We start from the raw sequence: 19,534 nt of genomic DNA on the forward strand, positions 1-19,534 counted from the left end.
CCGGTTTTCACGCGTTGAGCGACCTCATCGCCTCGCGCACGTGACCGTCGGAGACCGCGAGCGCGGCCGAGGCGCGCTCGACGTCGACCCCCGTCAGCAGGTGCACCAGCGCGGTCTTGAGGTCGCCGTCGGCGGCGGTCAGCGCCGCCTCGCAGTCGGCTTCCGGGGCGTTGGTGGCCTCCCGCAGGATGCTGATCGTGCGCCCGCGCAGCTTCGCGTTCGTGGCGAGCATGCTCACCATCAGGTTGGAGTAGGTGCGGCCGAGCCGGATCATCACCGAGGTCGAGAACGACGTGAGCACCAGCTTCTGCGCGGTGCCCGCCTTCATCCTGGTCGAGCCGGTGATCGGTTCCGGGCCGGTGTCGACGGCGATCACCACCTCGGCCGGGGAGCTCGCTGCGGACTCGGGGTTGGCCGAGACCAGACCGGTGCCCGCGCCCATCCGCCGCGCCGCGTCGAGCGCGCCCATGACGAACGGGGTGCGGCCCGAGGCCGCCAGGCCGAGCACGAAGTCGGCGCCGGTGGCCTCGGCCTCGATCGTCGCGGCGCCCGCGTCGGCGTTGTCCTCGGCGTTCTCTACTGCCCGCTGGAACGCGCCGGCACCGCCTGCCTGGTGCGCGACGAACCAGTTCGGCGGCACGTTGAAGGTGGGGATGAGCTCGGCGGCGTCGAGGACCGCCAGCCGCCCGGAGGTGCCCGCGCCGACGTAGTGCACGCGCCCGCCGCCGCGCAGCGCGCTGACGGCCATGTCGACGGCGCGCGCCAGCTCCGGCAGCGCCCGGCCCACGGCCGCCGGGACGGTGCGGTCCTCGGAGTTCAGCAGGTGCAGGATGTCGAGCGTGGGCAGCAGGTCGATGTCCTTGGTCCTGGGGTTGGACCGTTCGGTCGGGGATTCGACCCGCACCGCGCGCTCGGTGTCCCTCATCGACCATCCTCCTTCTGCCGGCGACGGTCAGGGCGGGCGCCGAGGCGATGTGCGCCGACCGCTTCGTAGGTGGCTTCCAGCGCTGCCTTGGTCTGGTCGAGGTGGCGCTGGGCGACCCCGATGAACAGGCAGTCGATCACGGTGAGCTGCCCGATCCGGCTGGCCATCGCGCCGGAGCGGTAGGTCGTCTCCCGCACGGCGGTGGTCAGCACGTGGTCGGCCACCTCCGTGATGGGCGAGCGGGCGAAGTTGGTCAGCGCGGCCGTGGTGGCACCGCGCTTGCCGGCCTCCTGCAGCGCCTCGACGGTCTCGGTGGTCGCACCGGTGTGCGAGATGCCGATCGCGACGTCGCCCTCGCGCAGCACGGCCGCCGAGGTCAGCGCGTTGTGGGTGTCCGACCACGCGAAGCAGGTCAGCCCGATGCGGTGCAGCTTCTGCTGGAGGTCCAGCGCGACGAAGGCGCTGGCGCCCACGCCGTAGACGTCGATGCGCCGCGCCCGGGCGACGGCGTCGACGAGGCTGCGCAGCGTCTCGGCGTCGAGCTGGTCGGCGGTCTCCTCGACGGCCTTGGCGTCGGCGTAGGACACCTTCTCGATGATCTTGCGGACGTCGTCCTCCGGCCCGATGTCGCTGCCGAGGTCGCGGTCGCGGCTGGAGGTGCGGGCGGTGTCGGCGGCCAGCGCGATGCGCAGGTCGGGGTAGCCGCCCACCCCGATTGCCTTGCAGAAGCGGGTGACCGTGGTCTCACTGGTGCCCGCGGCTTCGGCCACCTCGGTGATGCTGCGGCGGGCGACCGACGCCGGGTCGGCCAGCACGATGTTGGCCACCCGCTGCTCGGCGCGGGCCAGGCCGGGGAGCAGCGAGCGGATCCGGATCAGCGGGCTGGCTTCGCCGGACTCGGGAAGGGTGTCGTCGGTGACCATGTGGGAAACTTACTAACCGGTATATGTGCAGGTCAATGCGCTTCCATCGGGCGATGGTAACGGCTGCGTCTCAACCCTCGTCGAAGACGGTGCGCAGCCATACCAGGGTTGCACACTTCTGCGGCTACGCTCGAAATGATGAGTCCGACGGGGGAGGCGAGCACCGAGCGCGAGCCGGCACCGGTGCCGCCGGAGCTGTTCTGCGCCGCGGGCTGGTCCCCGAAGCGGGTGCTGGAGCACGAGGAGTTCCTGCTCCAGCAGCACGAGGCGGGCGCGCTGCGCCTGCACGACCGCGGTGAGCTGGGCGGCGCGGGGCCGCCGCTGCGGCGCTGGCGGATGAGCTGGCCGCGCGACGGCGCGACCGTCCACGCCGTCCTCGCCACCATCGACATCCCAGGCCACGACGACGCGGCGAAGGTCTGGTTCGGCGCGCACTGCGAGCTCGGCTGGGGGTGGGACGCGCCGTCGCCGTTGATCCGCCCCGGACTCGGGCAGCAGGTGCTCGTCGACCCCGCGAACGCGCTGGCCGCCACCGGATCGTCGATGTTCAGCGGCGAGGACGCGCTGGAGCAGCCGCTGGCGGTCATCCGCGACCGCGCCACCCGGATGCCGGTGCTGTTCCGCCACGGCCGCGAGGCCGGCGCCCACCGGGCGCGCACCTTCCGCGGCGCGACGCTCGGCGCGGTCGGCATGGTCGGCCTCGACGACGACGCCGCCCGCAGGCTCGCCGCGGAACTGCCCGCCGAGCGCCGGATTCCCGAACGCGGCGCCCGGCTGGTCCTCCCGAGCTGGTGGGAGCCGCACCAGCCGGACATCTGCGTGCCTGCCGACGAGATCGACGACGACGCGGCGTGGCGGGCGCTGGCCGACGCGGCATTGCGCGCGGCCCGCTGGCGTCCGGACGGACCGATGCCAGTGGACGACGAGTGGTGGCGTGCGTTGTTCGAGGGCGCGTGGAACGACGAGCGGGTGGCCGCCCCCTCCGGCAGCGGTGGCGCGCGCTGGTACGCGGTCCGGGACGGCGCCGACAAGGCGCAGCTGCGCCAGCGCATCCAGGGCGTCGGTGACAGCGTCGCGGAGCTGCGCAGCGCGCGGACTCGCCGCGAAAGCGCCCTCGCCGAACTGGAGAGCGACATCGAACGGCATCGGGAGGAGTTGCGTGCGCTCACGCGTTCGCGCACGGCGTTGGCGCGCGGCGTGCTGCGTCTGCGTGCGGAGCGCGACGCTGCACGGGCGGAGCTCGACGGGACGTCGCTTGGCGCGGCGCTGCGCCGCACCAAGGCCGCGCAACGACTAGTGCGAGCCCGCTCGGCGGAACTGCACCGGCGCGAGGAAATGCTCGCGGACCTGCACCGCCCGGCCGACGGGGCCGACGCCTCAGCCGAGGCTCTCGGCGACCACGCCGAAAGTTCTGGTCACGACACCGGAGACGTTGTCCGGGGTGACCTCGACGAGCAGCCTGCCCGCCGGGTCGCCGCCGCTCCACCCGTCGCGACCGTGGTGCTCGCGCCCGGTGTCGAAGACGAGGTCGAGCGCCTCGACGACGCCCGCCGCCGGCGCTGCCGCCGGGTGCTGCACCTGCTCGGCTCCGCCGGGGGCGACGTCGCGCGGCACCTGCGCGATGCGGGTGTGTCCCCGCTGCGGCTGGGCACCACGGCCGACCCCGGCGCCGCGCTGACCTTCCGGACCGCCGACGGCGACTGGCGGCCCTTCGCCCACCACGTGCTGCTCGACCACAGTGGACACCACGTGCTGCACTACCGCCGGGACGGCGACGTCGTGCACGTCGGGTACGTGGGGCCCGCGCTGTGACTCCCGAACCGCTCCCGCCGACGTCCTTCTGCGCCGCGGGCCACGCCTCGGCGTCGCTGCTCGAACACGAGCGGACGCTCGTCGCGCTGCACGAGTCCGGTGCGCTCCGGCTCATCGACGGCGGCCGCGAGGGCTCAGGCCGCCGCTGGCGGATGTCCTGGGGCCACGGCTCGTCGGCCGTGCGGGCGATGGTCGGCGTGCGGGAGAGCGCCACCGACGACGGCGAGGTCACCTTCTGGGTCCACGCCGAGGCCAGGCGCCCGTGGTCGATCCGCGACCAGCGCAACCCGGTCGAACGCATGGGCCTGCTCGACCACGGCCTGAAGGACCCGAGCTCGGCCTACTCGCTCACCCAGCAGAACCCGCTGTTCGGCCTGCGGGAGGTCGGGTTCCTCGAACACACCTTCAGCCGCGACATGCGCGACTCGCCCGTGCTGGTCTACCACGACGAACCGGGCGCCCGGCCGAGCCAGGAGATGCGGCGCTTCCGCAACGCGACCAGGGGCATGTGCGGGCTGCTGCCGGTGGACGACGCGGTCCGCGAGCGCGTCAACGACCTGGTGCCCGCCGACCGGCGCATCCCGCACCGCGCTGTGCGCCTCTACGTGCCGCCGTGGTGGGCCGGCCACGAGGAGGACATCACGGTCGAAGTGTCCCGGCTCGACCGCCCGGGCGTGTGGCGGCGGATCGTCGACACCGTGATCCGGGTGAGCTCGTGGCGCGGTGGCGGCAAGATCCGCGCCACCGCGCGGGAGTGGTCGGCGCTGCTGGACGACCCCATGAACGACGTGCGGATCGTGCCCGCCACGCGCGGCGGCGACGTTCGCTGGCTCCCGGCCCCCGACGACAGCGGCAAGCGCATCCTGCGCAGACGCCTCGACGCCGTCACCGAACAGGCCAGGACGGCCCGGGATGAGGCCGACAGCGCCGCCGAGTCGGTGGCCCGCCGCCGCGCCACCCTGGACGCCCTGACCGCCCAGGTCGCGCTCGCCCGGCGGTCGAGGCGGCGGCTGGCCGAACTCACGCTGCGGCTGCGGCAGGAGCGCGACAGCGCGGAGGCCGCGCTGCGGACGGGCTCGGTCGCGGCGGCGTGGCGCGAAGCGCGCGAGGCGGAACTCGAAGCGGAGCTCTACGCCGAGGAGCTGGACCGCGTCGACGACGAAGTCGTCGCGCAGCGGTCCAGGGCGCGGGCCGCCGCCGGAGGCGGGGCGGCGCGCGGCGCCGAGCCGGCGGAGCCGGACGGCGGTGGAGCGCGGGCGGCGCGGAGCGCGCCGAGCTTCACCGGCTTCGGCGAGCTGCTGGCGGCGGCGGAGCGGGAGCTCGCCGGGCTGCGGCTCGGGCCGCAGACCGCGGTGGCGGTCGAGCTGGACGGCCACCTGCGGTCGGCGCTGTGGCGGCGCCGCACCTGGGACGTGCTCGAACTGCTCTCCGCCTACGCCCTGCGCCGCCGCGCGGCCGACGGCGGCGAACCCTGCCTGCGCGGGTTCTCCTACTACGTGCGGGAGTTCGGGGGGACGCGCGGGATCAGCCCGAGCCTGGTGGCCTCCGGCGAGAGCGAAATGGTGGCCAACACGCCGCGCTTCCGCAACGCCCGCACCTTCGCGGTCCCGCCGGAGGTCCACCGCTCGGGCTGGGAGTTCTTCGGCGCCCACGTCAAGATCGACCGGGGCGGTGGGGTCGCCCCGCGGCTGCACTACTTCGACGACACCCGCGGCCCGACCGGCGAGGTCCACATCGGCTACCTCGGCCCCCACCTCCCCAGCCCGGAGAGCAACTGAAGGAGCCTTCCGGCTCCGGGATCGCCGACCTCGCGAACGTCCGCCACGCGGTGCCGTGCGGGTTGTCGATGACGTAGCGCCACCGGCCGTCCGCGCCCCTGCGGGCGACGTCGGTGGCGGTGCCCGCCATGTCGACCTCGGTGCCGTCCGGCGCGGTGCCGCGGATCGACCAGTCGACGATGAGCAGGGCGATGTCGCCCGCCACGTAGACGTGCCGGGGCGCGGCCTGGATGGGCAGTCCGAGCCCGAGCAGGTGTTCGGCGGCGGCAGCCCGTTCCGCGCCGGTCACGGGATGGCCCGGCACCGGCACGAGCACCGCCGCGTCCTCGTAGACCTGGTCGAGTGCTTCGCGGTCGCCGCTGTTGAAAGCCGCGACGTAGGCCGCGGCGTGCTGGGCGGGATCGTCGGCGCGGAAAGGCGCCGTGCGGTTGTCATGATCAGTCGTCATGACTCCGTCAGCCTATCGCCCGAATCCGTTGCGGTGCAGTCGAATCAGGCATCCGGCACGGAGAACGCGTCCGCGTAGTGCTGGACGATTTCCCGCGGCGGGGGCATCTCGACGCGCCGGACCGACCCCGCGTCGAGCAGCGTGGCGAGCTGGTCGAGGCACAGGTCGTACCCGGCGGCCGACTGGGCGGCGTGGGCGGGGTCCTGGTTCTCGATGTCCAGCCGCAGCAGGCATCCGCCCGGAGCGTCGGCCAGCCGCCACCGCAGCGTTTCGCCGTGCCAGGTGAAGTCCAGCGAGCGCGGCGGCTCCGCCGCCAGCACCTCGCCGGACTGGGGCGGGGCACCCGGGAAGGTGAACGTCGCGGTGCCACCCGGCGTCGCGTCGATGCGCGCGGCGCAGGGGAACCAGGCGGCGAGCTCGGCTTCCTCGGTGAGCGCCCGCCACACCTGCTCCTTCGGGTGGCGGTAGTGGCGTTCGAAGCGCAGCGTCGGGCGCCCGGTGCCGTTGCGGTGCAGGCTCACGTCGGTGCGGAAGGGTGCGGGATCCACTGCTCCCCCTTGTTGGTTGCAATTAAGAAGAGCAAGCTTGCTTTTAACAAGCATGCCAGAGGAGACGGCGATGGCGGTAGAAGAACCCGCGGCCCGGCTCGACACCCGCTACAGCGTCGAGGGGGCTGCGCCGACGAGTTGGGCGCGAGCACGCCAGGTCCTGGAGGACGCGGAGGTGTACTGGTTGTCGACGGTGCGGCCCGACGGCCGTCCGCACGTCACGCCGCTGCTGGCGGTGTGGCTGGACGCCGCGCTGCACTTCTGCACCGGTCCGGAGGAGCGCAAGGCGCGCAACCTGGAGCGCAACGCCCACTGCGTGCTCACCACTGGCCGCAACTCCCTTTGGGAAGGGCTCGACGTCGTCGTCGAAGGCGACGCGGTGCGAGTCGTCGACGACGCCCGGCTGCGCCGCCTCGCCGACGCGTACGAGTCGAAGTACGGCGCCGAATGGCACTTCGACGGGCGCGACGGCGCGTTCCGGCACCCGACCGGCGGTGAGGTGCTGGTGTTCGAGGTGGCGCCGACGACGGCGTTCGGGTTCCGCAAGGGCGAGTACAGCCAGACCCGCTGGACCTTCTGACGGCGTCGGTGCCGCCCCAGCTCACCGGCCGGGGCGGCGCGGCGCGTCACGTCACTGCTTGGTGCAGTGCCGCGGCTCGACGTAGAGGACGATGCGCTCCTCGCCGGGCCGGGCCCAGGGGTAGGTGTCCTCGCCGAGGTACTTCTTGGCCATGCTGTTGATGAACGCGTCGTCCTGGTCGTCCTCGACCCGGACGACCTCACCGCGCACCTCCAGGTAGCGGTAGGGCTGGTCGGGGTCGTGCAAGGACATCGAGATCCGGGCGTCCCGCTGCAGGTTGCGGTACTTCTGCCGGGTCTTGGTCTGGCTGAACTTGATGTGGGTGCCGTCCCACCCGATCCACACCGGACTGGACTGCGGTTCGCCGCGCGGCCCGATCGTGGCCACGTGGGCGAACGCCCGCTTGTTGAGGATGTCCTCGCGGTCCTGCGGGATCACGGCCATGTCGTCTCCTCCTCGTCGGCGCGGCCTGTCGCCAACGATTCAACGGGCTCGCAGTGCTTTGCGCAGGATGGAGTCGTTGGTCCGGCGGTCGCCCTCGCGGGGGGTGCGGGCGGCGGTCGGCCAGTCCGAACTCCTCCAGCCGGTCGACGACGAAGGTCACGTTCGACGCGGAGCACCGCCGACGACTGGGAGGCCCTGCCGCAGTACCTCGACGAGACGGGCGCGCCGGTCGCCAGCCGCCAGCCTGCGCCCGCACCAGGCGGGCCACTGGTCGCCGAGGTCCGGACGTCCGGCGCGTCAACGCCGCCGTTACCCGACGGCGCTGGCTCAGCCGAACAACGGCGTACCGGTCGCCTGAAGCAGGTCCGCCGCCGTCGAGCCGTCCAGCGCTTCGCGCAGGATGTCGGCGTGCCCGGCGTGCCGCGCGGTCTCCTGGATCAGGTGCGAGAGCACCCAGCGCGGAGTCCGCTCGGTACCCGAGGGGATCAGGGCGCTGAGCGGGCCGATGTCCAGCGGCCGGTCCAGGTCGGAGATACCGGCGAACACGGCCGCGGTCTCGTCGGAGATCTTCCGGTACCTGGTCAGCAGGTCGGCCAGCGTCTCCTCCGGGGCCATGCCGAACTCGCTGCTCCAGTCCCGCGCGGGGGAGGGGCGGCCGGCGACGACGTCCACCCAGTTGCGCTCGGCGTTGGCGACGTGCTTGACCAGGCCGCCCAGGCACAGTTCGCTGCTCGGCACCGGACGGGCGGCAGCCTGCTCGTCGTCGAGACCGTGCACGGCACGGCGCAGCGACGCGCGTTGCTCTTCCAGGAACGCGATCAGACCGTCGCGGTCGTCGGCGACTGCGCGCACTAGGGTCGGCATCGGACACCTCATTTCCGTCGTGGTGGCACCGACATCATCTCGCGGGCCCCCGACGGTCTAGCGCGGCGTCTGGAACCAGCCCTCGGGCGTCAGCCGCTCGTCGTCGCGTTCGCCGTCGAGCAGCACACCGGCGCGGTCGGCCACCGAGATGCCGTCGATGTTGACCCCGCGCCCGACGTACTGGTCGTCCGGCGCGTAGCGCCAGCGCAGCCGCAGCGGCTTGGACGACTCCGGCACCGAGCCCTGCACCCGCCACCACGACCGGTGGCCGGCCCCCGCCAGCGACTGCTGCGGGCCCTCGGGCGCTCCCGGGCCGGTGGCGGTGAGCGGCACCGGCTGCCACGTCGCGCCCTCGTCGCCGCTGGCCTCGACCGCCAGCGCGTCCACGCCGTCGCCGTCCATCTGGGTGTCGACGAACGCGTCGAAGGTCACCTGGGCCGCCCCGGTGACCGAGCCCAGCGAGTCGGTCGTCAGCGTCGCCGGGCCCTGCGGCGGGGCGAACCACGACTTCGACCCCCGGACCGGGCGGACCGACATGGCCTCGGCGAGCCCCTGCGCGAGCGCCTGGCGGGCCGGGTTGTTGGAGCCCCAGGACCGCGACGGGTGCACCCGGTTGGTCAGCAGGACGACGATCGAGCGCGAAGCGGGGTCGATCACCAGCGACGTCCCGGTGTAGCCGGTGTGCCCGGCGGTGTGCGGGCCGCTGAGCCCGGCCATGTACCAGCGCTGGTCCAGCTCGAAGCCGAGGCCGTGCGAGTTGCCGGGGAACGCGCTGTTGAAGTTGGTGAGCATCTGCTCGACGCTGTGCTCGCCGAGGATGCGCTCACCGGCGTAGGCGCCCCCGTTGAGCAGGGTCTGCCCGAGGATCGCCAGGTCGTCGGCGGTGGAGAACACCCCGGCCTGACCGGCGACGCCGCCGAGCGACCACGCGTTCTCGTCGTGCGCCTGGCCGCGCACCATCCCGCGCGGCGGATCTGCCTGGAACTCGGTCGCGGCGATCCGGCGCAGCTCGCCGCGATCCGGGTTGTACCCGGTGTCGCGCATGCCGAGCGGTTCGGTGATGCCCTCGGCCACCACCTCGTCCAGCCGGTCACCGGTGACCCGCTCGACCAGCACGCCGAGCGTGATCATGTTCGGGTCGGAGTAGGTGTAGGCGGTCCCGGGCGGGCTCTTGGGCTGGAGCGCCATGACCGTCGGAATGCGGTCCTGGGGCGGCAGCGTCCACAGCTTGACCTCGGCGGGCAGGCCCGAGGTGTGGGTGAGCAGCTGGCGGACGGTGATCGTCTGCTTGCCGTTGGCGCCGAACTCCGGCAGGTACCGGGCCACCGGCGAGTCCAGGTCGACCGCCCCCGCCTCCACCTGCTGCAACACCGCGATGGAGGTGAACAGCTTCGAGATCGAGGCGACGTCGAAGATCGTGTCGCGGTCCACCGGTTCCCACTGGTCGGCCGGCAGCTCGGTGCCCTGCCCGTCGGCGTAGCGCACCTCGTACCCGGCCTCCGAGCGGCTCACCACGACACCGTTGTGCACCACCAGGCCGACCGCGCCCGCGTACATCGGGTGCTCCCGCCCGGGCACGGTCTCGGTCCACGCCTCGATCTGGCCGACCGCCTGGTCGATGGGCTTGGACCGCAGGCCCGCGTCGGAGGGGTCGCCGTCGCGCAGCTCGGTGCTCGCCGGGGCGAACCCCTCCCACGGCCGGTCGAAGCGACCACCACCCACCGGGGAAGCCGAAGCCGAGCCCGCGGTCAGCGCGGCGACCGACAACACCGCGATCGCCAGTACCGTCTTCCCCATCCGCCACCTCAGCTGTAGAGGAGATAAGCCTCGCGCCGGCGGCGGAACTCCGCCAGCTCGTCCTGCCACGACCCGACGATCTCGCGCACGTCCGCACCCGCGTCCACCATCGTGCGCAACCGGTCGGATCCGAACAACTTGTCGATCATCCCGTCCTCGCGCCAGGCGAACGGGTAGAGCTTCCTGGCGGTGACGATCATGGTCACGGCGACGAGGATCGAGTCGATCTCGCCGTCGCGGTAGATCTGCACACCTCCGCACGTCACCCCGGTGTGCTTGGAGAACGTCGGCACGAAGTAGGTCTCGCGGAACCGCACGCCCGGGATGCCCGCGGCGTTGAGCTCGTCGGCCCACCGCCAGTCCACGCCGGGAGCCCCGATGATCTCGAACGGCCGCGTCGTGCCGCGACCCTCGGACCACGTCGTGCCCTCGAACAGGCCGGTGCCGGGGTAGACCATGGCCGTGTCCGGAGTCGGCATGTTCGGGCTCGGCGGAATCCACGGCAGCCCGGTTCCGGGACTGCGGCCGTGCCAGCGCTGCACCTTCACGACCTCGGGCTCCGGCGTTCCGGGCAGGTGCTCCCTGGCGAACATCCTGGCCAGCTCGCCGACGGTCATGCCGTGCTGGAGCACGATCGGCAGGAGCCCGACGCCAGAGGCGAAGCGCGGGTCGAGCTGCGGACCGGCGACCTGCGTGCCGCCGATCGGGTTCGGCCGGTCCAGGACCAGGAACGACGCCCCGACCTTCGCGGCGGCCTGCATCGCGATGTACATCGACCAGATGTAGGTGTAGAAGCGCACCCCGACGTCGGCGATGTCGAACACCACCTGCTCGACCCCGGCCTTGCGGAACATCCCGGCCAGCTTGTCGGCGTCGGCGCCGTAGGCGTCGTACACCGGCAGGCCGGTGCGGGGGTCGGCGTAGTCGCCCTCTGACCCGCCGGCCTGCGACGTGCCGCGGAAGCCGTGCTCGGGGCCGAACACCGCGACGACGTCGACGTCACCGCCGGCGTGCATGGCGTCGACGACGTGCTGCATCGAGCCCAGCACGCCGGTCGGGTTGGTCACCACGCCGATGCGGCGGCCGGTGATCGGCCGCCAGTTCTCGGCGGCCAGCACGTCGGCGCCGGTCAGCACCCCGGAGCGGTTCGGCGCCGGGGTCGGTGGCGCGGCGCAGGCGGCGCCGGTGGTGAGCCCGAGCATCGACGCCGACAGCGCGGAGGTGGTGAGGAAGCTGCGGCGATCCATGTCTCGCGGGCCTCTCGTGGTTGGTGGGGTTACCAGCTCAGACCGTGCCCGAACGGGTAGCGGTCGGTTCCCGGCCTGGTCGGGTCGGGCACCGGGACCGGCAGCTTGCCGACCGGCGCGATCTCCCCGAACAGCGTCCTGGCCAGCGACTCCATCGCCACCGCCTTGTCCGAGTAGGTCGTCAGCCAGGTCGGGACCTCGTCCACGTGGGCGGCGTCGTAGGGGTCGCGGACCGCGACCGCCACCACCGGTTTACCGCTTCGCTGCAATGCGCGCACCAGGTCGCGCTGCGACGCGTTGGCCTCGTTCCACGCGGCGTTGGTCAGCACCACGGTCAGGTCGTTCTGCCCGGCCGCCTGGACAGCCTGGTCGATCTGCTGCGGTGTCGGCTTCATACCGGTCTCCAGCGCGGTCGCCTGCGAACCGCGCGCGGTGATGCTGCCCGCCAGCGCCTTGGTCGGGCTCGCGCCCGCACCGGTCACCAGCACCCGGCCCGGTGGCTGCCGCAACGGCAGCACAGCCGCGTCGTTGCGCAGCAGCGTCGTGGTGCGGTCGGTGATCTTCTGCGCGGCTTCGAGGTTGCGCGGCGACCCGACGATCCGGTCCACCTTGGACACGTCGACGAAGGGCCGGTCGATCACGCCGCGCCCCGCCTTCATCCGCAGGATGCGCTCCACGCTCTGGTCGATCCGCTTCTCGGTGAGCCTGCCGGAGCGCACCGCGCCGATCACGCCGTCGATGGCGACCTGCAGGTGCTGCGGCATCAGCAGCTGGTCGGCACCGGCCTCCAGCGCCAGCACCGGGATCTCGGCGTCGGGGTGCTTGTGCCGCACGCCCTCCATCTGCAGCGAGTCGGTGACGACCACGCCCCGGAAGCCCAGCTCCTCGCGAAGCATCCCGGTGAGCACGTTGCGCGAGAGCGTCGACGGCTCACCGGAGTCGTCGAGCTTCGGCACGACGATGTGCGCGCTCATCACGGTGTCGGTGCCCGCGTCGATCGCGGCGCGGAACGGCGGCGCGTCGAGGGCCTCCCACTGCTGGCGGTCGTGCTCGATGACCGGCAGCTCCTCGTGGCTGTCCTGGTTGGTGTCGCCGTGACCGGGGAAGTGCTTGACCGAGGCGGTGACGGCGCCGTAGCCCTGGTAGCCGCGGACCTGCGCCGCGGTCAGCTCGGCGGCCAGCGCGGGGTCGGAGGAGAACGAGCGGACACCGATGACCGGGTTCGCGGGGTTGACGTTGACGTCGCCGCTCGGCGCGAAGTTCTGCGCCAGGCCCATCGCCCGCAGCTCCTGACCCGTGATCACCGCCGCGCGCTCGGCGTCGGCGGGCGAGCGCCCGGCGCCCAGCGCCATGTTGCCGGGCAGCTGCGTGGCGGGCTCCTTGATCCGGGTGATCTGGCCCTGCTCCTGGTCGGTGGAGATCAGCAGCGGGATCTTCGCGCCCGAGGTCACCGCGGCCCGCTGCAGGCCGTTGGACAGCTCGGCGATCTGCTTCGGCTCGTAGATGCTGTCTGTCCAGTTGAAGTGGATGATGCCGCCCAGGTGGTACTTCTGCACCACCTCGGCGGGGGTGGCGACGCCGAACTCGTCCCGGTTGGCCTGGTGCGGGGTGTCGGCGGTGCGGCCGTAGGCGTAGGTGACGAAGAGCTGGCCGACCTTCTCCTCCAGCGTCATGCCGCGCATGGTGCGAGTGGCCCACGAGTGGGCGTCACCGGCCGGGGCGGCGTTGCCGATGGCGGTCAGGCTGGCGGATACGACGGCCACCGCGCTGATCGTGGCCGCGGCGAGGCGGCTTCTCCTGCCCACTGTGCCTCCTGACGGCGGTCCGTCCGGCAACGCCCGGTCGGAAGTTCACGGGGAAATCGGTCGAATTGGGAAGCTACCCACCTGCGGGGTGGCGGTCAACGCTGCGCAACGGCGTGGCTGCGGACGGCGTCCACGGCCCGCGGCCGCCTTCGGCCGCTTCGCCGAACCGCCGACGGCGTTCGGCGGCCACCACCCGCACCGCGGCGCCGTCACAGGGCTTGATCCGCTGCCCTTTCGGTCCCGTACTGCACTGCTGGTTGCAGGGGCTCGAAGCTCTGCTCTCCGCTCCGGCCCGTTGTAGACGCCGAGGGTTGTCGTCACGCCAGCGCCGGATCGCTGCATTCCACCGAGTCCCCGTCTGCCTGGCCGCCTGCCACGGACCTGCTGTCCGCGCCGCCACTTGCCCTCGCGCTACCGCGCGGTCGCTGTCTGCCGCCGAGCTGCTGAACGCGGGGCGCCGAGTCGCTGTCCACGCCGCCGCTGGCCCCCACGCGACCCCGTGCCGTTGTCCGCACCGCCGCCTGCCGCACGCAGCGATCGGCACCGCTGCCAGCCACCGAACTGCCGTACACGCCACCGCCAGCCGCCGCGCGCCGGGTCGCTCGTCTGCTGATGAGCTGCTGTCCACGCCGCTGCCTGCCGCCGGGCTGCCATTCGCGCGGGCACCTGCCGCCGGGTTGCTATTCGCGCGGCCGCCTGCCGCCGCACGACCGCCTGCCGTCGTCAACGCCGCCGCTGTCTCCGCCACCGGGCCGCCTTCCGCCCGCCACCTCAGCCGCCGTCAGCCCAGCCGCCGTGATCCCCAGCCGCCGTCAGCCCAGCCGCCGTGATCCCCAGCCGCCCGCCGCCGTCATCCCCAGCCGCTTCCGCCCCCAGCCGCTTCCGCGCCGCCACCCCGCCAGCCGTCCACGCCCCGACGGGCCGACCCAGGCCTGTCGTCCCACAGACATGCGGCGGCGCCCGCCAACTGCGTTGGCGGGCGCCGCCCTTCGCGCGAGCTCTCGGACTACCAAGCGTGCAACTCTTGTCGTAACTTGTGGGCCCGGCGTCCGGCGTCCCGGTACGCGACCCTGTGGACGACCAGCCTCCCGCGGCGGCTGCGCGTGGGTGTTCCGAGTCCCGCGCACGGAGCCGGTATGGGGTGGACGCTACTTCTCCTCCGTAACGTCCCTGGCCAATCCAGGTTCCGCACTTCCTTTGTAGTCCGTGACGCGCGTCACTGCAAGGGTCCTTCGGATCTGCACCGCACGCCGCGAACCTGCGCTTGCAGGCAGATTGCGCGCATTGGCCGAATCAGCGGATCGCCGTCGGCGGATCACCGGTGGCGACGCCAGTACCGCACGCCCCACCAAGCCGCGCCGGCCGCCGCGACGGCGCCCATGCCGACCCCGGCGGCCGTCACGGCCGCGCGCGACGGCGTCGGGATGCGGGCGCGCAGCGACACGGGGTGGTCGAACGCCAGCGTCGGCCAGCCGCGCTGTACCGCCTCCTTGCGCAGGCCCCGGTCGGGGTTGACCACAGTCGGGTGGCCGACGCTCTCCAGCAGCGGAAGGTCGGTCACCGAGTCGGAGTAGGCGTGGCACTGCGAGAGGTCGTAGCCGTACTCCTCGGCCAGCTCGCGGGCGGCGGCGGCCTTGTTCTCCGCCGAGCAGTAGAAGTCGACCTCGCCGGTGTAGCGCCCGTCGGAGACCACCATCCGGGTCCCTGAGGAGTGCGTGGCTCCGAGCAGCTTGGCGATCGGCGCCACGACCTCCTGGCCCGACGCCGAGAGCACCACGATGTCGTGGCCCTGCTCCTTGTGCTCGGCGATGAGCTGGGTCGCCTCCTTGTAGACCAGCGGGTCGACGATGTCGTGCAGCGTCTCCTCGACGATGGCGTTGACCTGCTCGACGTCCCACCCGGTGCACAGCGAGGTGATGTGCGCGCGCATGCGGTCCATCTGGTCGGCGTCGGCGCCGGCCAGCATGAACACGAACTGGGCGTAGGCGCTCTTGAGCACCGCACGCCGGTTGATCAGTCCTTCCTGGAAGAACGGCCTGCTGAAGGCGAGCGTGCTCGACTTCGCGATGACCGTCTTGTCCAGATCGAAGAACGCTGCCACACGTGGCTGCGGGGCGACCGGGTGGTTCGCGGGCTCTGTCACGCCGCCCAGCATACGAGTCCCGCTCCGCGCGGCGGGGTCCCCGCAATAGCGCACCACCTTTGACGTTGGGTGCCGTCCCCGGGCCGGGTTCCATTGAGCGGGAAACATTTCTTGACCCGAATGGGGGTTCACGGGAAGCGGAATGGCGGCTCGACGCAAGGACGTTCCCTCTAATGGACGGGGGACATGCCTGGGGAGCGGGGCGATACAGTGTGTGAGTCCGGTCCGCCGGACCTGGTTCAGCTCGACCCCCCGGAGCTGAACCGCCGACGACCCCCGTCCCTCCCCCCTGGCGGGGGTCGTCTTGTTTCTCGAGTCGGTTCCGGCAGAACCGATTTCCTTTCACTTTCGTTCGGTGCCGAGTTATCCACAGCCGGGGTAGTTGTCCACAGATTTCCGAATTGACTCTGGGCGGCTCGACGACGTCCGGCCACTGTGGATATCGAGACCGCCGCGCTCCCGGACCGGAAACCGGCGGGCTCGCAGTCCGCACCCGCACCCGGAAATCGGAGCCCCGTCATGTCCGCCGCTACCAGCCTGCCGTCTTCCACTCCACCCACCGCCCCCGCAGGCCCACGTCCGCTGCTGATCACCTGCGATGCCGAGCTGGCCGAGGACGTCCTGCGCCTGGCCGCGGCGGCGGGATGCGACCTGGACCGCGCGCCCGACCCGCTGTCGGTCGGGGACCGCTGGCGAACGGCGCCACTGGTGCTGCTGGACGGTCCCGCGGCCGAAGCGGGCGTGGCGAACGGCCTGCCGCGAAGACCACGTGTGCTCGTGCTCGCCCGCGCCCCGGGAGGTGATCTGTACCGCGCCGCCTTCCACATAGGCGCGGAGCAGGAGGTCATCCTGCCCGCGCACGAGGGGCACCTGATCGAGCTGCTCGCAGAGGCGGTCGACCGTTCCGCACCGCGATCGGGGCGGGTGCTCGCCGTCATCGGCGGCAGCGGAGGCGCGGGCGCGTCGGTGCTGGCGACCGGTGTGGCGGTGACGGCGGCGCGGCGCGGCCAGCGCTCGTTGCTGCTGGACTGCGACCCGCTGGGCGGAGGCCTGGACCTGGCGGTCGGCGCGGAGAGCACCGACGGCGTCCGCTGGTCCGGGCTCAGCGTCAGCGGAGGCCGGGTGGCCGCGGGCGCGTTGCACGACGCCCTGCCGCAGCGCCGAGTCGGTTCCGGCTCTCTCGCCGTGCTGGCCTGCGACCGCGACGGCCCGTCTTCCGGGCTGACGCCGCAGGCGGTCGGAGCGGTGGTCGACGCAGGGCGGCGTGCCGGGCAGACCGTGGTGTGCGACCTGCCGAGGCACCTCTCGGAGGCCGCGCTGGCCGGACTGCGGAAGGCCGATCTCACCCTCGTCGTCGTTGCCGCCGAGGTCCGCGCCTGCGCGGCGGCGGCTCGGCTGGTCGCCGAGATCCGCGACCGCACGGCCGGACGGCTGCGACTCGTGGTGCGCGGACCGGCTTCGAGCGGACTGCGCGTGTCCGACGTCGGCCGCGCCGTCGGGGTCGAAGTCCTCACCGCCGTGCGCCCGCAGACCGGCCTGTCCACGGCGCTGGACCGCGGCGGCTTCTGCGCGACACGTGCCGGTCTGCGCCGGACGGTGGAACGAGCCGCTTCCGAGGTGTTGCGGGCGCTCGGGCGGACCGGCACCGCCCCGGAACACGCCCTGGTCGGTGCGGCATGAACGGGGAACTGATCGAGCGGGTGCGCAACCGGCTCGCGGGCAGCGGCGTGCCGCTGACGTCGTCCGCGGTGGCCACGGCGGTGCGGGCGGAAGCAGGCGGGCTGGTCGGCGACGCCGACGTGCTCGACCGGCTCCGCCAGGTGCAGCGCGAGTTCCTCGGGGCCGGTGCGCTCGAACCGCTGCTGCGCGACCCGGCGGTCACCGACGTGCTGGTCACCGCGCCCGACGCGGTGTGGGTCGACCAGGGCGATGGACTGCGGCGCTGCACGGAGACCTTCGCCGACGAGGACGCCGTGCGGCGCCTCGCGCAGCGACTGGCACTGGCCAGCGGCCGCAGGCTCGACGACGCGCAACCGTGGGTCGACGCCTGGCTGCCCCGCGCGACCGGCGCCGTCCGGCTGCACGCGGTGCTGCCGCCGGTGGCCGACAGCACCTGCATCTCGCTGCGGGTCCTGCGTCCGGCGGTGCACGGCCTCGACTCCCTGCACGGCAAGGACATGTTCGACGCGCCGACCGCCGAACTGCTGCGCTCGATCATCGCCACCCGGCTGGCCTTCCTCGTCGTCGGAGGTGCGGGAGCGGGCAAGACCACGCTGCTCGCGGCGATGCTCGGGGAGGTCAGCCCCGCCGAGCGCATCATCTGCGTCGAGGAGGCCAGCGAGCTGCAACCCGACCACCCGCACGTGGTTCGCCTGCTGACCCGGCCACCGAACATCGAGGGTGCGGGGGAGATCCAGGTGCGCGATCTCGTGCGCCAGGCCCTCCGGATGCGACCGGACCGCCTGGTCGTCGGCGAGGTGCGCGGCGGCGAGATCTGCGAGCTGCTGGCCGCGCTCAACACCGGGCACGAAGGGGGCGGCGGCACCCTGCACGCGAACTCGCCCCGCGAGGTGCCCGCGCGAATGGAGGCACTGGCCGCGCTCGGCGGTCTCTCCCGTGCCGCGCTGCACAGCCAGCTGGCCGCCGCGGTCCAGGTCGTCCTCCACGTCCAGCGGACGCGGCAGGGCCGCAGGCTGGCCGCGGTGGGCGTGCCGTTCCGCGTGGGCGACCACATCGAGGTCCGCCCGGCGTGGGAGCAGCACTCCGGTTGGGGACCGGGCGCGGAAGCGCTCGCGGCGATGCTCTCCGCGCGGGGAGGTGCGTTGCCGTGCTGACGTTCCTCCTGCTCGCGCTGTCGTTGCTCTGCTGGCCCGATCTGCGGGCGCAGCGAAGGCTTGGCGCGTTGACCTCGACCACCTCGTGGTCATCGGGAGCAATGGTGGTCCGAGTGGCACGGATCGGCTGGATACCGGTCGCCGCCGCGCTCGGAGCCCTCCTCGCAGGTGTCGGCGGCCTGTTCGCGGCCGTGGCGCTGGCCGTTCTCGGACGTCGATACGTGCGGTCCCGGCGGAGCTTCCGCGTCGGGGTGGAGCGGTCTGCCGAACTCTCCGGTGGCATCCGGTTGCTGGTGGCCGGGCTCCGCGCCGGCGCACATCCGGCTGTGGCGGCGGAGGGCGCGGCAGCGGACTCGGCACCTGCGATATCCGGGGTCTTCCGGGACCTGGCGTCCGCGGCGAAGCTCGGCGGTGACATCCCGACGGTGCTCGACAACGGCGGCCACCCCGCCGAGCTCCGGCAACCGCTGGCGCGGCTCGGCCGGGCGTGGAGGCTCGCCGAGCGGCACGGCGTGGCGCTGGCGGACCTGCTGGACGCGGTGCGGCGCGACGTCGACCACCGGGTCGCCTTCATCCGCGATCTCGAGTCGAAGATGGCGGGCCCGCGTGCCACCGCGGCCATGCTCGCCGGCCTGCCCCTGCTCGGCCTGCTCCTGGGCGAAGCGGTCGGTGCGGCACCGCTGGCCGTACTTACCGGGCAGGCATTCGGCCAGGCCGTCCTGGTCGTGGGCGTCGCCCTGTTGTGCGCCGGCCTGTTCTGGACCCTCCGCCTGACGGAGGGAGCGATATCTCCATGAGCGCCCTCGCACTCGCGCTGGCCTTGCTCGCCATCGCAGCCCTCCTGGCGCCCGTGAACACCGCCCGCGCCCGCCTGCTCGACCTCCCCACGCCCCGGCCACGACCCAACCCCACACCGACCGGCCGCCGACTCACACCCACCCCGAACACGCCAATCCGGAGCACACCCATCCCACGCGCGACCAGCCCAGGAACGTCCACCTCAGGCATGGCCACCTCGAGAACGGCCACCCCAGGAAAGGTCGCCTCAGGAGCGTTCACCTCGGGCACGGCCACCTTCGGAACGACCTTCTCGGAGACAGCACTCAATCCCAACGATGGACTTTTGCCAGCTCGAGCAACACCCGACCCCACAACCAGCTCCGTGCCGGGCGACCCCGCCAACCTCTTGTCGGGCTTCTCCGCCGCGACTCAAAGCACAGATCTGGTGCCGGGTTGGCCAGTCATCGGCAACGCCTCTGACGTCTCCACGGGCGGCTCTTCTCCGCGCACCGCATCTGGCTTCCCGCCGGACGGTTTCCCCGTCGGGAATCCGTCGGCTGGACCCGCGATTGACCTCACTGACAGCCCATGGTCGAGACGATCGCC

At 72.7% G+C, this 19,534-nt stretch carries 15 protein-coding genes; 5 read left to right on the forward strand and 10 right to left on the reverse strand.

The genetic code is table 11. The features are described 5' to 3' along the window. Positions 1-7: 7 nt before the first annotated feature. Positions 8-925 (reverse strand): N-acetylmuramic acid 6-phosphate etherase, encoded by a 918-nt coding sequence (gene murQ / locus SACE_RS01725; RefSeq protein ID WP_009946499.1) that lies wholly within the window; start codon positions 923-925, stop codon positions 8-10. Further along, positions 922-1,848: a MurR/RpiR family transcriptional regulator gene (locus tag SACE_RS01730; RefSeq protein WP_009946498.1), complete on the reverse strand. Its 927-nt coding sequence runs from the start codon at positions 1,846-1,848 to the stop codon at positions 922-924. The genes murQ and SACE_RS01730 overlap by 4 nt, the downstream gene beginning before the upstream one ends. A gap of 138 nt (positions 1,849-1,986) precedes the next feature. On the opposite strand from SACE_RS01730, the gene SACE_RS01735 reads away from it, so the two are divergent. Continuing rightward, the gene (locus tag SACE_RS01735; RefSeq protein ID WP_037305937.1) at positions 1,987-3,660 is read left to right on the forward strand and encodes a coiled-coil domain-containing protein; all 1,674 of its coding nucleotides are present in this window, start codon (positions 1,987-1,989) and stop codon (positions 3,658-3,660) included. Positions 3,661-5,313: 1,653 nt separating this feature from the next. Here SACE_RS01735 and SACE_RS35985 read toward each other — a convergent pair. Continuing rightward, positions 5,314-5,886 carry a YybH family protein gene (locus SACE_RS35985; RefSeq protein WP_009946494.1) on the reverse strand — a complete coding sequence of 191 codons (573 nt, stop codon included), beginning with the start codon at positions 5,884-5,886 and terminating at the stop codon, positions 5,314-5,316. Between the two features lie 44 nt (positions 5,887-5,930). Continuing rightward, a complete protein-coding gene (locus SACE_RS01750) occupies positions 5,931-6,434 on the reverse strand; it encodes an SRPBCC family protein (RefSeq protein ID WP_009946493.1) in 504 nt (167 codons plus the stop codon). A gap of 70 nt (positions 6,435-6,504) precedes the next feature. Here SACE_RS01750 and SACE_RS01755 point away from each other — a divergent pair, with 70 nt between their 5' ends. Further along, positions 6,505-7,014 carry a pyridoxamine 5'-phosphate oxidase family protein gene (locus SACE_RS01755; RefSeq protein ID WP_009946492.1) on the forward strand — a complete coding sequence of 170 codons (510 nt, stop codon included), beginning with the start codon at positions 6,505-6,507 and terminating at the stop codon, positions 7,012-7,014. Between the two features lie 51 nt (positions 7,015-7,065). Here SACE_RS01755 and SACE_RS01760 read toward each other — a convergent pair whose 3' ends face one another. The 6 genes from SACE_RS01760 to SACE_RS01785 form a co-directional block, all read right to left on the reverse strand. After that, positions 7,066-7,458 carry a PPOX class F420-dependent oxidoreductase gene (locus SACE_RS01760; protein WP_009946491.1) on the reverse strand — a complete coding sequence of 131 codons (393 nt, stop codon included), beginning with the start codon at positions 7,456-7,458 and terminating at the stop codon, positions 7,066-7,068. Positions 7,459-7,785: 327 nt separating this feature from the next. After that, positions 7,786-8,322, reverse strand: a complete 537-nt coding sequence (locus SACE_RS01765) for a DinB family protein (protein ID WP_011873031.1) — start codon at positions 8,320-8,322, stop codon at positions 7,786-7,788. Positions 8,323-8,379: 57 nt separating this feature from the next. Further along, on the reverse strand, positions 8,380-10,119 hold the full coding sequence (locus tag SACE_RS01770; RefSeq protein WP_009946488.1) for a serine hydrolase domain-containing protein: 1,740 nt from the start codon (positions 10,117-10,119) through the stop codon (positions 8,380-8,382). 8 nt (positions 10,120-10,127) lie between these two features. Then, on the reverse strand, positions 10,128-11,366 hold the full coding sequence (locus SACE_RS01775; RefSeq protein WP_009946486.1) for an exo-beta-N-acetylmuramidase NamZ family protein: 1,239 nt from the start codon (positions 11,364-11,366) through the stop codon (positions 10,128-10,130). A 29-nt stretch (positions 11,367-11,395) separates the two neighbouring features. Then, complete coding sequence (locus SACE_RS01780) at positions 11,396-13,129, reverse strand: glycoside hydrolase family 3 protein (RefSeq protein WP_009946484.1); 1,734 nt, start codon at positions 13,127-13,129, stop codon at positions 11,396-11,398. Positions 13,130-14,486: 1,357 nt separating this feature from the next. Further along, on the reverse strand, positions 14,487-15,326 hold the full coding sequence (locus tag SACE_RS01785) for an HAD-IB family hydrolase (RefSeq protein ID WP_009946483.1): 840 nt from the start codon (positions 15,324-15,326) through the stop codon (positions 14,487-14,489). Positions 15,327-15,833: 507 nt separating this feature from the next. Between SACE_RS01785 and ssd the strand changes: the two genes are divergently transcribed. From ssd to SACE_RS01800, 3 genes are read left to right on the forward strand one after another with little or no spacing between them, the layout of a single operon-like run. Then, positions 15,834-16,994 carry a septum site-determining protein Ssd gene (ssd, locus tag SACE_RS01790; RefSeq protein ID WP_009946482.1) on the forward strand — a complete coding sequence of 387 codons (1,161 nt, stop codon included), beginning with the start codon at positions 15,834-15,836 and terminating at the stop codon, positions 16,992-16,994. Next, positions 16,991-18,148 (forward strand): TadA family conjugal transfer-associated ATPase, encoded by a 1,158-nt coding sequence (locus SACE_RS01795; protein WP_009946481.1) that lies wholly within the window; start codon positions 16,991-16,993, stop codon positions 18,146-18,148. Before ssd ends, SACE_RS01795 begins: the two co-directional genes overlap by 4 nt. Further along, positions 18,142-18,945, forward strand: a complete 804-nt coding sequence (locus SACE_RS01800; RefSeq protein WP_009946479.1) for a type II secretion system F family protein — start codon at positions 18,142-18,144, stop codon at positions 18,943-18,945. Before SACE_RS01795 ends, SACE_RS01800 begins: the two co-directional genes overlap by 7 nt. The last annotated feature ends 589 nt before the right edge of the window (positions 18,946-19,534 follow it).

Source organism: Saccharopolyspora erythraea NRRL 2338 (assembly GCF_000062885.1).
GTDB classification, from domain to species: domain Bacteria; phylum Actinomycetota; class Actinomycetes; order Mycobacteriales; family Pseudonocardiaceae; genus Saccharopolyspora_D; species Saccharopolyspora_D erythraea.

What these genes read in the sequence shown, in the direction of transcription:
- SACE_RS01795 (WP_009946481.1), top strand. Translation starts at nt 16,991, where the DNA reads ATGAACGGGGAACTGATCGAGCGGGTGCGCAACCGGCTCGCGGGCAGC.
- SACE_RS01765 (WP_011873031.1), bottom strand. Translation starts at nt 8,322, where the DNA reads ATGCCGACCCTAGTGCGCGCAGTCGCCGACGACCGCGACGGTCTGATC.
- SACE_RS01775 (WP_009946486.1), bottom strand. Translation starts at nt 11,366, where the DNA reads ATGGATCGCCGCAGCTTCCTCACCACCTCCGCGCTGTCGGCGTCGATG.
- SACE_RS01735 (WP_037305937.1), top strand. Translation starts at nt 1,987, where the DNA reads ATGAGTCCGACGGGGGAGGCGAGCACCGAGCGCGAGCCGGCACCGGTG.
- SACE_RS01755 (WP_009946492.1), top strand. Translation starts at nt 6,505, where the DNA reads ATGGCGGTAGAAGAACCCGCGGCCCGGCTCGACACCCGCTACAGCGTC.
- SACE_RS01730 (WP_009946498.1), bottom strand. Translation starts at nt 1,848, where the DNA reads ATGGTCACCGACGACACCCTTCCCGAGTCCGGCGAAGCCAGCCCGCTG.
- murQ (WP_009946499.1), bottom strand. Translation starts at nt 925, where the DNA reads ATGAGGGACACCGAGCGCGCGGTGCGGGTCGAATCCCCGACCGAACGG.
- SACE_RS35985 (WP_009946494.1), bottom strand. Translation starts at nt 5,886, where the DNA reads ATGACGACTGATCATGACAACCGCACGGCGCCTTTCCGCGCCGACGAT.
- SACE_RS01760 (WP_009946491.1), bottom strand. Translation starts at nt 7,458, where the DNA reads ATGGCCGTGATCCCGCAGGACCGCGAGGACATCCTCAACAAGCGGGCG.
- ssd (WP_009946482.1), top strand. Translation starts at nt 15,834, where the DNA reads ATGTCCGCCGCTACCAGCCTGCCGTCTTCCACTCCACCCACCGCCCCC.
- SACE_RS01770 (WP_009946488.1), bottom strand. Translation starts at nt 10,119, where the DNA reads ATGGGGAAGACGGTACTGGCGATCGCGGTGTTGTCGGTCGCCGCGCTG.
- SACE_RS01785 (WP_009946483.1), bottom strand. Translation starts at nt 15,326, where the DNA reads ATGCTGGGCGGCGTGACAGAGCCCGCGAACCACCCGGTCGCCCCGCAG.